Raw genomic sequence first — 13,332 nt, 5'->3', positions numbered from 1 at the left:
CATGACCGCCCCACTGACCGAGACCTCGCGGGCCGGCACGGCCCCCGGCACGCTCACCGCCGCCGGGCTGCGGCTGGGGTACGGCGACCGCATCGTCTCCGAAGACCTCGACCTGGACATCCCGGCCGGGCAGATCACCGCCCTGGTCGGCCCGAACGCCTGCGGGAAGTCCACCGCCCTGCGGGCCCTGGCCCGGCTGCTCAAGCCGGCCGGCGGCGCCGTCCACCTGGACGGCGAGGACATCGCGGGCCTGTCCGCGCGGGAGTTCGCGCTGCGGCTGGCACTGCTGCCCCAGACCCCCAGCGCCCCGGACGGCATCTCCGTACGCGACCTCGTGGCGCGGGGCCGCACCCCGCACCAGCGGTGGTGGCGCCAGTGGTCCTCCTCCGACGAGGCCGCGGTGGACGCGGCCCTGGCGGCGACGGGCTCGCTGGAGCTGGCCTCCCGTTCCATCGACGAGCTGTCGGGGGGCCAGCGCCAGCGGGTGTGGATCGCGATGGCGCTGGCCCAGCAGACGCCCGTGCTGCTGCTGGACGAGCCGACCACCTATCTGGACCTCGCCCACCAGGTCGACGTCCTCGAACTCGTCGCGGAACTCAACCGCGCCGAGGGCCGCACCGTGGTCATGGTCCTGCACGAGCTCAACCTCGCCTGCCGCTACGCCGGACACCTCGTCGCCATGCGCGGGGGCCGGGTCGTCGCCGCCGGCCCGCCGTCGGAGATCGTCACCCCGGACCTGGTCCACGAGGTCTTCGGGCTGCGCGCGGCGGTCATCCAGTGCCCGGTCGCCGGCACCCCGCTGGTGATCCCGGAGGGCGGGCGCCGCGGCGAGATCGTCTGATCCCGCCGCCGGTACGGGCGCCGGGGTGTCCCTCCGGCGCCCTCGCGGTCACCCGAAGTGGGCGGTGACGCGCTGGAGCGGTACGAACGTGAAGTTCTGGTTGCCGCTGCCGCCCGGGGTGCCGCTGGAGCCGTCCTGGCAGACGAAGACGCCCTGGGGGAAGGCCGGGCCGAGACCTCCGGCGGCCTCGTCGTCCGCCGAGACGACGATGTTCCCGCGCAGGTCGACGTGGTTGCCGTGGTCGCCGCTGATCCGCTGGATCCGGGCGCCCGTCATGTCGCAGACCTCCAGCGCGCCCTTCTTGTCCGTGCCGAGACCCACGGACTTGGCCGGGTCGGCCGGGTGGACCCGGATGGGGGGGGTCGTCGGCGGCGTCGCCGCTGTGCGGGGCCGGTGCGGTATCCACGGTGGCCGCGACGGACACGCCGGCCGCGTGCGCCGGCGAGGCGGGGACGGCCAGGGCCGCCAGGACGGCGGCGGGCAGGGCGATGGCGCGGACTGTTGCGGTGGTGGAGGACACCGGATTCCCCTCGGTCGGGTGATGGACAGGGGGAGGTTGGGGATGCCCGGCGAGCGGCGCGTGAACGGCAGTTGAACCGCCCCGGGCCCGGTCCCCCGCACCGGTGCCCGGATCGTGCGGATGTGCCCTGCGTGTTCTCTTAGCGGCGCACGCCACGGTGCGCGACCATACGGACGCCGAGAGCAACCACCCGCAGGTGAAGACACCGAGACAGGAAGAAGGACGGACGTGTCCCGCAGCGAAAGCGAGAACCCGGCGATCCCCTCCCCGGCCGCCACGCCGACCCGCCCCATGACGAACCGGGACTGGTGGCCGAACCAGCTGGACCTCCAGGTTCTCCACCAGCACTCGCCCCGGTCCAATCCGATGGGCGAGGACTTCGACTACGCGAAGGAGTTCGCGGACCTGGACGTCGAGGCCCTGAAGCGGGACGTCTTCGAGGTGATGACGGCGTCCCAGGACTGGTGGCCCGCCGACTACGGCCACTACGGGCCGCTCTTCATCCGGATGAGCTGGCACGCCGCCGGGACGTACCGGATCGCCGACGGCCGCGGCGGCGGCGGTTCCGGCGCCCAGCGCTTCGCCCCCCTGAACAGCTGGCCGGACAACGCGAGCCTCGACAAGGCGCGCCGGCTGCTGTGGCCGGTCAAGCAGAAGTACGGCCGGAAGATCTCGTGGGCCGACCTGCTCGTCTTCGCCGGGAACTGCGCGATGGAGTCGATGGGGTTCAAGACCTTCGGGTTCGGCTTCGGCCGGGAGGACATCTGGGAGCCCGAGGAGATCTTCTGGGGGCCCGAGGACACCTGGCTCGGCGACGAGCGGTACGTCGGGGACCGGCAGCTCACCGGCCCGTTCGGCGCGGTGCAGATGGGGCTCATCTACGTCAACCCGGAAGGGCCCAACGGGAACCCGGACCCGGTGGCCGCCGCCCGGGACATCCGCGAGACCTTCGGGCGCATGGCGATGAACGACGAGGAGACGGTCGCGCTCATCGTCGGCGGCCACACCTTCGGCAAGTGCCACGGCGCGGTCGCTCCCGAGTACGTGGGTCCGGAACCCGAGGCGGGCCCGATCGAGCAGCAGGGCCTGGGCTGGACGAACTCGTCCGGCACCGGCGTGGGCGCCGACACGATCACCAGCGGGCTGGAGGGTGCCTGGACGAACGAACCGACCAAGTGGGACAACGGCTACCTGGACAACCTGTTCCGGTACGACTGGGAACTGACGACCAGTCCGGCCGGGGCGCAGCAGTGGACCCCGAAGGACGCCGCGGCCCGGGACACGGTGCCGGACGCCCACGACCCGTCGAAGCGGCACGCCCCCATGATGCTGACGACGGACCTCTCGCTGAAGCTGGACCCGGTCTACGCGCCGATCGCCAAGCGCTTCCACGAGGACCCCGCCCTGCTCGCGGACGCCTTCGCCAGGGCCTGGTACAAGCTGCTGCACCGTGACATGGGTCCCGTCTCGCGCTACCTCGGCCCGTGGATCCCCGAGCCCCAGCTGTGGCAGGACCCGGTCCCGGCCGTCGACCACGAGCTGATCGGGGACGCCGAGTGCGCCGACCTGAAGGCCCGCGTCCTCGGCTCGGGGCTGTCCGTGTCCCAGCTGGCGGCCACCGCGTGGGCCGCCGCCGCGTCCTTCCGCGGCACCGACATGCGGGGCGGCGCCAACGGCGGCCGGATCCGGCTCGCTCCGCAGAAGGACTGGGAGGCCAACGCGGGCTCCGAGGTGACGGAGACGGTGGCGGCCCTCGACCGGATCCGGCAGGACTTCAACGCCGCGCAGAGCGGCGGCAAGAAGGTCTCCCTCGCCGACCTGATCGTCCTGGGCGGCTGCGCGGCCGTCGAGAAGGCGGCCAAGGACGCCGGGCACGCGGTGACGGTGCCCTTCGCCCCGGGGCGTACGGACGCCTCGCAGGAGCAGACGGACGTGGAGTCCTTCGCCGTGCTGGAGCCGCGGGCGGACGGCTTCCGCAACTACCTGCGCGGGGGTGAGAAGCTGTCGCCGGAGACCCTCCTGCTGGACCGCGCCAACCTGCTGACGCTGACGGCGCCCGAGATGACGGTGCTCGTGGGCGGCATGCGGGCGCTGGACACCGGCTGCAAGGGCTCGCAGCACGGTGTCCTGACCGGCCGGCCGCAGACGCTGACCACCGACTTCTTCGTGAACCTGCTGGACATGGGGACGGAGTGGAAGGCCTCGGCCGCGGACGAGAACGTGTTCGAAGGCAGGGACCGCGCGTCGGGCAAGGTCCGGTGGACGGCGACCGCGGTCGACCTGGTCTTCGGCTCGCACTCCCAGCTGCGCGCCCTCTGCGAGGTCTACGCCTCCCAGGACGCGGGCGAGAAGTTCGTCCGTGACTTCGTGGCGGCGTGGGACAAGGTGATGACCCTGGACCGGTTCGACCTCGCCTGACCTCGCCGTCCCGGCCGGCCCCGCCCGCCGGCCGGGACCCGGGCCGGCGGGCACGCGCCCGGCGGGCGGCGCATCCTGGAGGTGGACCCCTCAAGCCCGCACGCCTTCCTGAACCCCTTGGGGGACATCATGGAACTCGGCTTCCTCAAACCGCTCTTCTCCCGGCCCGGCCCGTGGGCCTCCGTGTACGTCGAGGGCACCCGCCCGACCGAGGACGCGCAGCGCATCCGGGCCCTGCGCGAGCGGTCCGTCGCCGCACAGCTGATCGACGCGGGCGCCGACGCGTACACCGTGCGGGCCGTGGTGAACCGGCTCCTCGGCGAGCAGGTCAGCGGGGCGCCGCCCGGCCGGGCGCTGTTCGCCTCGGGCGCCGAGGTCCTGCTGGACGTCCCGCTCGCGAAGGCCCCGGCGGCCACCGAGGCGACCTGGTCGGTGCTGCCGCACATCGCCCCGCTGGCCGGGCTGCGCGGCGAGGAGCCGGCCTGCCTGGTGGCCTGCCTCGACCGCACCGGTGCCGATCTGGAGCTGCGCGACGGCCCCCGCCGTCGGGCCCTGGGCCGGGCACGGGGCGGCGAGGCCCCGGACCACGGGCACCGCGGCGTGCCGGCGGACCGCCACGAGTGGCACTACCGGAACCGGGTCGAGAACGCCTGGAACGAGACCGCCGACGCCATCGCCGCCGAGCTGTCCCGGCAGTGGCCCGGCAGCGGCGCCGCGCTGCTGGTGCTCGCCGGCGACGCCCGGGAGCGCCGTGCCGTGCGCGGCGGGCTGCCCGAGCGGCTACGGGCGGTGACGGTCGAGGCCGACGGCGGCGGCCGCTCGCCGGGGGCTTCGCGGGAGGTGCTGGACCGCGAGATCGCCCGGGTGCGCGAGGGCTTCGCCCGCGAGCGGCTGGACGCCGCCCTGGAACGGTTCCGCATCGGCCGGGGCCGGCCGGGCGAGCACCGGGAGTCCACCGTGGACACCGGGCCGGGTCAGGCGGCCGAGGGCGTGCCGGCCGTGGTGGACGCCGTACGCGGCCACCAGGTGGCGACTCTGCTGCTCGGGCCGGAGGGCTCGGACGCGGGCCGCGAGGTGTGGATCGGTCCCGGCGTGGACGAGGTCGCGGTGCAGCGCGGTCAGGCGCAGGCGCTGGGCGTCGGCAAGCCCGTACGGGCGCGCGCGGACGACGCGCTGCTGCGCTCCGCGGCGGCGGCCGGCTGTGAGGTGCTCCGCGTACCGGCGGGCATGCCGGGGCCGGCGGGCGGGCTGGGGGCGGTGCTCCGCTGGAGCGTGTGACGTCGTACCCCGCCGCACGACCCCACCGCACGACCCCGCACGACCCGCGGCCGGTCCGGCCGGCCGCGGGTCGCTCCCGTTCAGTGCTCCCGGGTCACGGGGCCATCTCGTACGAGCCGGACAGCGCCTCGACGCGCTGCCAGATCCGCGCCGCGCGGGCCTCGTCCACGACCGGGCGGCGTACGGCGCCCAGGGCCCAGGCCTGCTGCGCCCCGGTGGCGGAGTCCTTGCCGTGCAGTTCGACGGCGTGGCCGGAGAAGTCGCGGACCAGGACGGAGAACAGCTCGTCGAGGACGTCCGGGTCCAGGTCCGTCAGGCGGGCCTGCTCCAGGATCAGCTGGGCGTGCACCACCAGGGCGAAGAGCTGGCCCACGGAGAGGAGGAAGTCCAGGTCGCGGCTCTGCCGCTCGTCGGGGGCGATGGTGGCGACGAACTCGCACAGGGCGTCGGCCTGTTCGCGGAACCGGGCCACGTTCGCGACCTCGGCATACGCGTCGAAGGCGGGCCGCCAGTCGTGGAAGCGTACGGAGCCCAGGCCGCGGGCCGGGCCCTGCCGGAAGAGGAAGCCGTCGTCGGCCGCGTCGAGGCGGGTGGGGACGGCCGGGTAGTCGACCGGCTCCAGCAGGTGGTTGCGCATGAACTTGAGGATCAGCGCGAGGTTGACGTGGACGGTGCCCTCGAGCTTGGGAAGGCTGCGGATCTCGACGGCCGCCTCGGCGAAGTAGGTGTCCTTCTCGAAGCCCTTGGCCGCGATGACGTCCCACATGAGGTCGATGACCTTCTCGCCCTCGGTGGTCACCTTCATCTTCGTCATCGGGTTGAAGAGCAGGTAGCGGCGGTCGTCGGGGCCGGCGGAGCGGAAGTAGTCGACGGCGCGGTCGCTGAAGAGCTTCATGCCGACGAGGCGGACGTAGGCGTCGGCCAGTTCGCGGCGCACGTGCGGGAAGGCGGTGACGGGGCGGCCGTAGAGGACGCGGTTCTGCGCGTGGGTGACGGCCTCGTACATCGCGTGCTCGCAGATGCCGATGGAGGCGGTGCAGAGGTTGAACTTGCCGACGTTGACGGTGTTGAGGGCGGCGTCGAAGGCGGCGCGTCCGGTGTGCAGGACGTCCTGGGGGGACACCGGGTAGGCGTCGAGGCGGAACTCGCTGACGTACTTGGAGGAGTCGACGACGTTCTGGACGAGGTGGTAGGCCGGGTGGCGGCTGTCGGCGGCGAAGAAGACGTACCCGTCCGGACCCTCGACGTCGGTGCGGCGGCCGAAGACGGAGACGAGCCCGGCGGCGTTGCCGTTGCCGATGTAGTACTTGGAGCCGCTGGCCAGGAAGCCGCCGTCGCCGTCGGGCTCCAGCAGCATGTCGGTGGAGTAGATGTCGGCGCCGTGGGTGCGCTCGGACAGGCCGAAGGCGAAGACCTCGCCCTGGGTGAGGAGTTCGGCGGCGCGGGCGCGGGCGGCGGCGTTGTCGCTCTGCCAGACCGGGCCGAGGCCGAGGATGGTGACCTGCCAGGCGTACCAGTAGTCGAGGCCGTAGAAGCCGAGGATCTCGTTGAGGGCGGCGATCCGGGCGGTGTCCCAGCGCTGGTCCTCGCTGCCGGCGGCGGAGGCCGGGGTGAGGAAGGTGGCGAACAGGCCCTCCTTGGCGGCGAAGGCCAGGAACTCCCCCAGCCAGGCGCGGGAGCGGTAGTCCTCGATCAGCTTGCGCTTGCCGCGCTCCTCGAACCAGTCGACGGTGGCGCGCAGCAGCCTGCGGGTCTCCGGGTCGAAGTGCGCCGGATCGTAGGTGCGCGGGTTGAAGAGCAGGGAGTCGGCCATGAGGGGTCGCCTTCCGGGAGTGGATGGTGGGTGGTGCGGGTTCAGGCGGACGCCGGCGGGGTCGCGCCGAGACGGTGGAGGGTGGCGAGGACGTCGTCCAGCCAGGCGATGGTCATCCGCTCGTACGCGATGCCGCCGCGCAGCACGGCGTGCTGGAGCTCCTGGCCGGCGTCGAGCGGGGCGGGGGCGTCGGGACCGGTGAAGTCCCGCAGTTCCCCGGCGAGGTAGTGCGCGAGCCGTTCGCCGTGCACCCGGTGGTGGCGTCCGACCTCGTGGATCAGCGCGGCCGGGTCGTCGAAGGCGGCGCCGCGGATCTTCACGGCGAGCTCGTGGCGCATGCTCTCGGGCTCGATCGGCTCGTGCAGCCACCGGGAGAGGGCCTCGCGGCCGGGGGCGGCGACGGAGTACTCCTTCTTGTCCGGGCGGGCCTGCTGCGGCACCTCGCGGACGGTGAGCAGGCCGTCGCGTTCCATGCGGCCGAGGACCCGGTAGATCTGCTGGTGGGTGGCGGTCCAGAAGTAGCCGATGGACCGGTCGAACCGGCGGGCCAGTTCGTATCCGGAGCCCGGCTTCTCCAGCAGGGAGACGAGGATCGCGTGGTCGAGCGCCATGCCCCGAATCCTTCTATGCAACTCGTTGCATAACAAGGGCCGGGGTCCGGGTGAGACGCGGCTCACCTGCCGGAAACCCGCTGGCGGGCCCGGGGCGCGGCATACGATCATGTGCCGTATGGATGATCAGCCCGAGCGATGGACCCAGGCGACCGTGTACCCGGACATGTGGACGGACCCGGACGACGACCCGCGCCACAACAGCGGCAACAGCCCCGACGGCGAACTGGAGACGCTGCTCGACTTCCTGACGGGCTACCGGCTCACGCTGCGGATGAAGTGCGAGGGCCTGGACCCCGGGCAGCTGGCCCGCCGGTCGGTCCCGCCGTCGACCATGTCGCTCCTCGGGCTGCTGCGGCACCTCGCCGAGGTGGAGCGGGACTGGCGCAACTGGATCACCGAGGGCGAACCGCTGCCGAAGCTGTACGGCGCGCGCGACGCGGACTTCCACGGGGCCGTCGCCGACCGGGCCGTCGTCGACGGGGCGTACGCCGATCTGGAGCGCGAGCAGGCGGCGACCGACGCGGCACTGGCCGCGTTCCCGGACCTGGGTGCCCGGGTGGGGAAGGACGGCATCGCGGTCCGGGAGCTCATGGTGCACCGGATCGACGAGTACGCCCGCCACTGCGGCCACGCCGACCTGCTGCGCGAGTGCGTGGACGGACGGGTCGGCCAGTGAGCTGACCCCCGGACCGGGGTCCGGCCGGCCCTGCGCGCGATGAGCGCGTTCCGTCCCCTCGCCGCCCGGGGCGGCGCCACCGGCACGGCCGGGGCCCGACGGACCGGGCCGCCGCACCGCGCGTCCAGGGCCCGTGGCGCGGTCGCCCCGGCTGTACCGGGCCTGGCCCCCCCGAGGTCCGGCCGCGTGAGAATGCCGCCATGACGAATTTCCCCGCCGCCCCGTCCGTCCGCGTCGAACGCGAGGGGCCCGTGACGACCGTGGTGCTGTCGCGGCCCGCCGCCCGCAATGCCGTGGACGGTCCGACCGCAGCCCTTCTGGCCGACGCCTTCAGGGAGTTCGAGGCCGACGACGGTGCCGCCGTCGCGGTGCTGTGGGGCGAGGGGGGCACCTTCTGCGCGGGCGCCGACCTCAAGGCCGTCGGCACCGCGCGCGGGAACCGGGTGGAGCCCGACGGCGACGGCCCCATGGGGCCGACCCGGCTGCGGCTGACCAAGCCGGTCATCGCGGCGGTGGCCGGGCACGCGGTGGCCGGCGGGCTGGAACTGGCCCTGTGGTGCGATCTGCGGGTGGCCGAGGAGGACGCGGTCTTCGGGGTGTTCTGCCGCCGGTGGGGAGTGCCGCTGATCGACGGGGGCACGGTCCGGCTGCCCCGGCTGATCGGCGAGAGCCGCGCGATGGACCTGATCCTGACGGGCCGTCCGGTGCCCGCCGCCGAGGCCTGCGCGATGGGGCTGGCCAACCGCCTCGTACCACCGGGCCGGGCCCGGCGCGCGGCGGAGGAACTGGCCCGGGAGATCGCCGCGTTCCCGCAGCTGTGCCTGCGCCACGACCGGCTGTCCGTTCGGGAGCAGCACGGGCTGTCCGAGCCCGAGGCGCTGGCGGCCGAGCTCCGGCACGGCATGGTGCCGCTGTCGGCGGGCGAGACCCTGGCGGGTGCCGCGCGCTTCGCGTCGGGGGCGGGACGGCACGGCTCCTTCGGCAGCTGACGCGTGCCCCCGGGGCGGTGCGGCTGCGGCCATACGGGCGGGGCCGGGGTGTGGCGCCGGAGGCTCGCGGGCCGCCGCCCTTAGGTTCGGCAGCGGAGACGTCCTCGTAGGGGCGCGGAGCGCGTGCGGGAGTGGGTGGCTGGCGATGACCGGGAAGCGGACGATCACCGTGTTCGGCGCGACCGGGCAGCAGGGGGGCTCCCTGGCCCGGTCGGTGCTGGCGGACCGGGGCGGCGATTTCGCCGTGCGCGCCGTGACGCGCGACCCCGCCTCGGACCGGGCGCGGGAGCTGGAGCGGCTCGGCGCGGAGGTGGTGCGGGCCGACATGGACGACGAGGCGAGCCTGGGACCCGTGCTCGAAGGGGCGTACGGGGCGTTCCTGGTGACCGACTTCTGGAAGGACATGGACGCCGCGCACGAGAAGCGGCAGGCCGCGGCCCTCGCCCGGGCGGCCGGTCACGCGGGCGTGCAGCACGCGATCTGGTCCACGCTGGAGGACACCCGCCACTGCATCCCGCTCGACGACGACCGGATGCCGACGCTCCAGGGCCAGTACAAGGTCCCTCACTTCGACGGCAAGGCGGAGGCGGACCAGTACTTCCTCGACGCGGGGGTGCCGGTCACCTTCCTGCGGTCCACCTTCTACTGGGAGAACCTGCTGGGCACCTTCGCGCCGCAGGAGGCAGAGGACGGCGGCCTGGAGCTGATCCTCCCGATGGGTGACAAGCGGCTCGCCGGCATCGCCGTGGACGACATCGGCAGGACGGCGCACGCCATCTTCAGGACGGGCGCCGACTTCATCGCGGCCACCATCAGCATCGCCGGCGAGCACCTGCGGCTCGCCGACATGGCCGCGGCCATGACGGAGTCGCTCGGCCGGCCGGTCCGCTACCGGCCGCTGACTCCGGACGCGTACCGCGCCCTCGGCTTCCCCGGCGCCGACGAGGCCGGGAACATGTTCCAGTTCTACGCCGACTGCGAGGCCTCCTTCACGGGCGCCCGGGACCTCGCCGCCGTCCGGGGCATCAATCCGGCCCTCCAGGACTTCGCCACCTGGCTGGCGGCCCACCGCGACCGCTTCCCGGCGGGCTGACGCGGCCGGACGCGCACGGAATGGGGGATTCCGCCAGGTTTGTCCGCCTGGGGCGGGGGCACCCGCCCACCACGGGGCGATGCCGCACCCGCCCCCGCAGGCGCCGGCCGAGGTCCGGTTCGCCGCAGTGGAAGGAAGGCGAGCGCCATGGGCTGGGCTGCGTGGACGACCCGCTCGGTCACCGCCGGCGGGGACGGCGTACGGACCGAGGAAGCGGGTGTCCTCCGGGGGGAAGTGGAGGTCCGCACCGACTGGGCCGACGGGCTGGCGTACGTGGCCGTCCGCCGGAGCGGCGAGGCGGAGTGGCACGCCGTGGCGGGCGGTCCGGTCCCGTGCCCGAACGGATACGCCAGCCGGCGGCTGCACGACGCCGTCCTCGGCTCGGTCCGCGGCGCGGGCGCCACGGACCTCACGGACACCGCCGTCCTGACCGCCCGCCGGGCCCCCGCGGCCTCCGGTGACGTCCGGCGCCGCGTGACACCCCGGGCCGTCCTGAGCGAAACCTGACAACCGAGTACCGGAACGTCAGCGAGTCTCTCGCCCGCCCCGCCCGGCGCCGGGCCAGGATGGTGGATCCGCGGGGCCCCCGCGCCCCCGGGTCATGGAAAGGGGAACGTATTGATCACCACGGACGTCCAGTACCGCGCCACCACCGTTCTGGTCAGCGCCGCCGGAGAGCTGGACGAGGAGGCGGGCGCGCCGCTCCGGCAGGCGCTGGACCACGTCACCGCCGGCGAGCGGGTCCTCATGGTCGATCTGCACGGAGTCCCGCACATGGACGCGCGCGGCCTGCTGCACCTCCTGGAACTGCACCGGCGCGCGGAGCGGCGGGGCCTGCGGGTCCTGGTCGTCGGCTGGCAGCCGCAGCCCCGGGAGCTCATGGCCCGGCTCGGGGGCCTGCCCGGGCCCGGCGCGGCCACCGCCGACCGGTACGCGACCGCCGGGTTCCGGCGGCTGCTCGAAGAACGCGCCGGGCGCGCGGGCGAGTTCACCGCCTCCGCCTCGGGCCGGCCGCCCGCGGGCGGCTGAGCCCCGCCCCGCCGCCTCTCGGGTCCGCCGGGAGGAGCGGCGGGCCGGTGTCGGCAGGCCGGCCGCCCTCGGGTCCGCACGGGGGGTGCAACCAGCAGCCCGGCGTGGGTGCTTCGGCCCTCCGGGCGCGCAGCGCGGGCGCGCTCCCGCAGTTCGCGGCCCGGCCCGGGCCGCCGGCCTTCGGGGCCGCGCGAGGGCCCTGCGCGACGGGGCGGAGCCGAACCCGCCGGACCTTCCCCGGGGGCACGCCCGACGCCGCGACGCCGCGTCCGCGCGGACGCGTCCCGAGGGGGTTCCTGACGGCCGACGGGCGGGGGCGGGTGTGCGGTGCGAGGCTGGGGTCCCACGGACCCGCGAAAGGCCGGCACCATGATCACCACCGATTTCGTCCCCGGCTCGCCCTGCTGGCTCGACCTGGGCTCCCCCGACGTCACCGCCGCGGCGGCCTTCTACGGGGCGGTCCTGGGGTGGGAGTACGAGCCCATGGAGGCGGCGCAGGGCGGGATGTTCCGCAAGGACGGGAAGATCGTCGCCGGGCTCGGCAAGCTCACCGAGCAGGGGGCGCGCTCGGCCTGGATGATCTACTACAGCGTCGCCGACGCGGACGCCGCCACCCGGGCGGTGGAGGAGGCGGGCGGCACGGTCCGGGTGGCGCCGCTGGACGTGGACGGGGCGGGCCGGATGGCGCAGTACAGCGATCCGCTGGGCGGGCAGTTCGCCGTCTGGCAGCCGGGCTCGGACCGGGGCGTCGAGCTGGTCGACGAGCCGGGCTCGCTGTGCTGGACCGAGCTGCTCACGAGCGACGCGGCGGCCGCGAAGGAGTTCTACGGCGGGGTCCTCGGCTGGCGCTTCGACGAGATGGAGCTCCCGGGCGGCGGGGGCGCGTACGCCCTCGTCACCCCGGCGGGACTCCCGGAGGAGCGGATGCACGGCGGTCTGATGGAGCTCCCCGCCGAGCACCTCTCCCTCGCGCGCGGGCGCCCGTACTGGCACCCCGTGTTCGCCGTCACCGACTGCGACGCGGCGGTGGCGGCGGTCACCGGCAACGGCGGCAACGTCCAGACGGGCCCGGAGGACGCGGACGGCATCGGCCGCCTGGCCGTCTGCCTGGACCCGTGGAACGCCGACTTCGTCCTCCTCACCCCGGCCCGCACCACGGACTGAGCCCGCCGGACGGGGGCCGGCGGGGGCGGGGCGGGGATCCCGGCCGCCATTCGGGGCAGTGCCGGGCCGTGCCTGAGCGGTGTGCCGGGCGGCGCTCCGCATGCTGGGCGCGGGGCTTCGCGTACCGGCCCCTCTCGCCCAGTGACAAGGAGTACGGGATGCCCTCGGACGTGGTGGAACGATTCCTCACCGCTCTCGCCCCGGAGCACCGGGAGGCCGTGGCCGGGCGGCCGCGCGCCGAGCAGGAGCGGCTCGCCGCGGAGTGGGAGCGGGAGCTGGAGCGGGACACCGACCTCGACACCCTGGACGAGCTGTCGCCTCCGGCCGCCGAGCACGAGGCGGCGCGGCGGGTGGTGGAGCGGCTCGGGGAGTAGCCGGCGGCCATGCCTGCCGGTATAACGTGACGAACCGGGCATAAGTCCCATGGCGGGCGGGTATCACGCCAGCCCCACCCGATGTCCCGTACCGTGCGGGACGGACCCTGGAGGCCGGATGACCTGGGCATCGTGGACCACCCGCGGCATCTTCGCCGGGCGGGGCGGAGTGAGCACCACCGAGGCGGGGGTCCTGACCGGCGAGCTGGACGTCCACACGACCTGGACCGAGGCGGACGGCCTGGCCCACGTCACCGTGCAGCACAGCGGCGCGACGGAGTGGTTCACCCTGACCGGCAGCCCCGCCCCCTGCCCCAGCGAGGAGGCCAGCCGCGCCCTGCACGACGCCGTGCTCCTGGCCGTCCGGGCCGGCGGCGCGGCCACGCTGCCCCATCCGGACACCGCGCCGCGAACGGGCTGACCCGGCCCCTAGATGAATGAGTCCGATGTCTTCAGTGGTCGTAGGCGATCAGTGATCGTTTGACGGGGGCGCCGGTGGTCCAGTTGTGCCAGATGCCGGCGG

Annotated in this window: 14 protein-coding genes; 11 read left to right on the top strand and 3 right to left on the bottom strand. The window is 74.4% G+C overall.

Going from position 1 to position 13,332, the window contains the following annotated elements; genetic code table 11:
• Position 1 precedes the first annotated feature (1 nt).
• Positions 2–841 (top strand): ABC transporter ATP-binding protein, encoded by an 840-nt coding sequence (locus AC069X_RS22825; RefSeq protein ID WP_478730817.1) that lies wholly within the window; start codon positions 2–4, stop codon positions 839–841.
• 48 nt (positions 842–889) lie between these two features.
• On the opposite strand, the gene AC069X_RS22820 is transcribed toward AC069X_RS22825, so the two are convergent.
• Positions 890–1,162: a phytase gene (locus AC069X_RS22820; protein ID WP_478730815.1), complete on the bottom strand. Its 273-nt coding sequence runs from the start codon at positions 1,160–1,162 to the stop codon at positions 890–892.
• A 427-nt stretch (positions 1,163–1,589) separates the two neighbouring features.
• Between AC069X_RS22820 and katG the strand changes: the two genes are divergently transcribed.
• A complete protein-coding gene (gene katG / locus AC069X_RS22815) occupies positions 1,590–3,779 on the top strand; it encodes a catalase/peroxidase HPI (RefSeq protein WP_478730813.1) in 2,190 nt (729 codons plus the stop codon).
• 81 nt (positions 3,780–3,860) lie between these two features.
• Positions 3,861–5,057, top strand: a complete 1,197-nt coding sequence (locus AC069X_RS22810) for a baeRF2 domain-containing protein (RefSeq protein WP_478730812.1) — start codon at positions 3,861–3,863, stop codon at positions 5,055–5,057.
• 94 nt (positions 5,058–5,151) lie between these two features.
• On the opposite strand, the gene AC069X_RS22805 is transcribed toward AC069X_RS22810, so the two are convergent.
• Positions 5,152–6,870 (bottom strand): acyl-CoA dehydrogenase family protein, encoded by a 1,719-nt coding sequence (locus tag AC069X_RS22805; protein WP_478730810.1) that lies wholly within the window; start codon positions 6,868–6,870, stop codon positions 5,152–5,154.
• A 41-nt stretch (positions 6,871–6,911) separates the two neighbouring features.
• Positions 6,912–7,481: a PadR family transcriptional regulator gene (locus AC069X_RS22800; protein WP_478730808.1), complete on the bottom strand. Its 570-nt coding sequence runs from the start codon at positions 7,479–7,481 to the stop codon at positions 6,912–6,914.
• Between the two features lie 109 nt (positions 7,482–7,590).
• On the opposite strand from AC069X_RS22800, the gene AC069X_RS22795 reads away from it, so the two are divergent.
• The 8 genes from AC069X_RS22795 (at position 7,591) to AC069X_RS22760 (ending at position 13,230) form a co-directional block, all read left to right on the top strand.
• Positions 7,591–8,160: a DinB family protein gene (locus AC069X_RS22795; protein ID WP_478730806.1), complete on the top strand. Its 570-nt coding sequence runs from the start codon at positions 7,591–7,593 to the stop codon at positions 8,158–8,160.
• Between the two features lie 200 nt (positions 8,161–8,360).
• Complete coding sequence (locus AC069X_RS22790) at positions 8,361–9,149, top strand: crotonase/enoyl-CoA hydratase family protein (RefSeq protein ID WP_478730804.1); 789 nt, start codon at positions 8,361–8,363, stop codon at positions 9,147–9,149.
• Between the two features lie 145 nt (positions 9,150–9,294).
• Entirely contained in the window at positions 9,295–10,242 is a 948-nt protein-coding gene (locus tag AC069X_RS22785; protein WP_478730802.1) for an NmrA/HSCARG family protein, read from the top strand.
• Positions 10,243–10,389: 147 nt separating this feature from the next.
• Complete coding sequence (locus tag AC069X_RS22780) at positions 10,390–10,749, top strand: hypothetical protein (protein WP_478730800.1); 360 nt, start codon at positions 10,390–10,392, stop codon at positions 10,747–10,749.
• A gap of 111 nt (positions 10,750–10,860) precedes the next feature.
• On the top strand, positions 10,861–11,271 hold the full coding sequence (locus AC069X_RS22775; RefSeq protein ID WP_478730798.1) for an STAS domain-containing protein: 411 nt from the start codon (positions 10,861–10,863) through the stop codon (positions 11,269–11,271).
• 369 nt (positions 11,272–11,640) lie between these two features.
• Positions 11,641–12,435 carry a VOC family protein gene (locus AC069X_RS22770; RefSeq protein ID WP_478730796.1) on the top strand — a complete coding sequence of 265 codons (795 nt, stop codon included), beginning with the start codon at positions 11,641–11,643 and terminating at the stop codon, positions 12,433–12,435.
• A gap of 158 nt (positions 12,436–12,593) precedes the next feature.
• Entirely contained in the window at positions 12,594–12,809 is a 216-nt protein-coding gene (locus AC069X_RS22765; RefSeq protein ID WP_478730794.1) for a hypothetical protein, read from the top strand.
• A gap of 118 nt (positions 12,810–12,927) precedes the next feature.
• Positions 12,928–13,230, top strand: coding sequence for a hypothetical protein (locus tag AC069X_RS22760; protein ID WP_478730792.1), 303 nt, complete (start codon positions 12,928–12,930; stop codon positions 13,228–13,230).
• Positions 13,231–13,332 lie beyond the last annotated feature (102 nt).

The organism is Streptomyces sp. NPDC043896, assembly GCF_056435605.1.
This window is presented reverse-complemented; position numbering and strand designations above follow the sequence as displayed.

Excerpts from the sequence above, each read along its gene's own strand:
- AC069X_RS22825 (WP_478730817.1), top strand. The coding sequence starts at position 2 with ATGACCGCCCCACTGACCGAGACCTCGCGGGCCGGCACGGCCCCCGGC.
- AC069X_RS22805 (WP_478730810.1), bottom strand. The coding sequence starts at position 6,870 with ATGGCCGACTCCCTGCTCTTCAACCCGCGCACCTACGATCCGGCGCAC.
- AC069X_RS22800 (WP_478730808.1), bottom strand. The coding sequence starts at position 7,481 with ATGGCGCTCGACCACGCGATCCTCGTCTCCCTGCTGGAGAAGCCGGGC.
- AC069X_RS22795 (WP_478730806.1), top strand. The coding sequence starts at position 7,591 with ATGTGCCGTATGGATGATCAGCCCGAGCGATGGACCCAGGCGACCGTG.
- AC069X_RS22790 (WP_478730804.1), top strand. The coding sequence starts at position 8,361 with ATGACGAATTTCCCCGCCGCCCCGTCCGTCCGCGTCGAACGCGAGGGG.
- AC069X_RS22785 (WP_478730802.1), top strand. The coding sequence starts at position 9,295 with ATGACCGGGAAGCGGACGATCACCGTGTTCGGCGCGACCGGGCAGCAG.
- AC069X_RS22780 (WP_478730800.1), top strand. The coding sequence starts at position 10,390 with ATGGGCTGGGCTGCGTGGACGACCCGCTCGGTCACCGCCGGCGGGGAC.
- AC069X_RS22770 (WP_478730796.1), top strand. The coding sequence starts at position 11,641 with ATGATCACCACCGATTTCGTCCCCGGCTCGCCCTGCTGGCTCGACCTG.
- AC069X_RS22765 (WP_478730794.1), top strand. The coding sequence starts at position 12,594 with ATGCCCTCGGACGTGGTGGAACGATTCCTCACCGCTCTCGCCCCGGAG.
- AC069X_RS22760 (WP_478730792.1), top strand. The coding sequence starts at position 12,928 with ATGACCTGGGCATCGTGGACCACCCGCGGCATCTTCGCCGGGCGGGGC.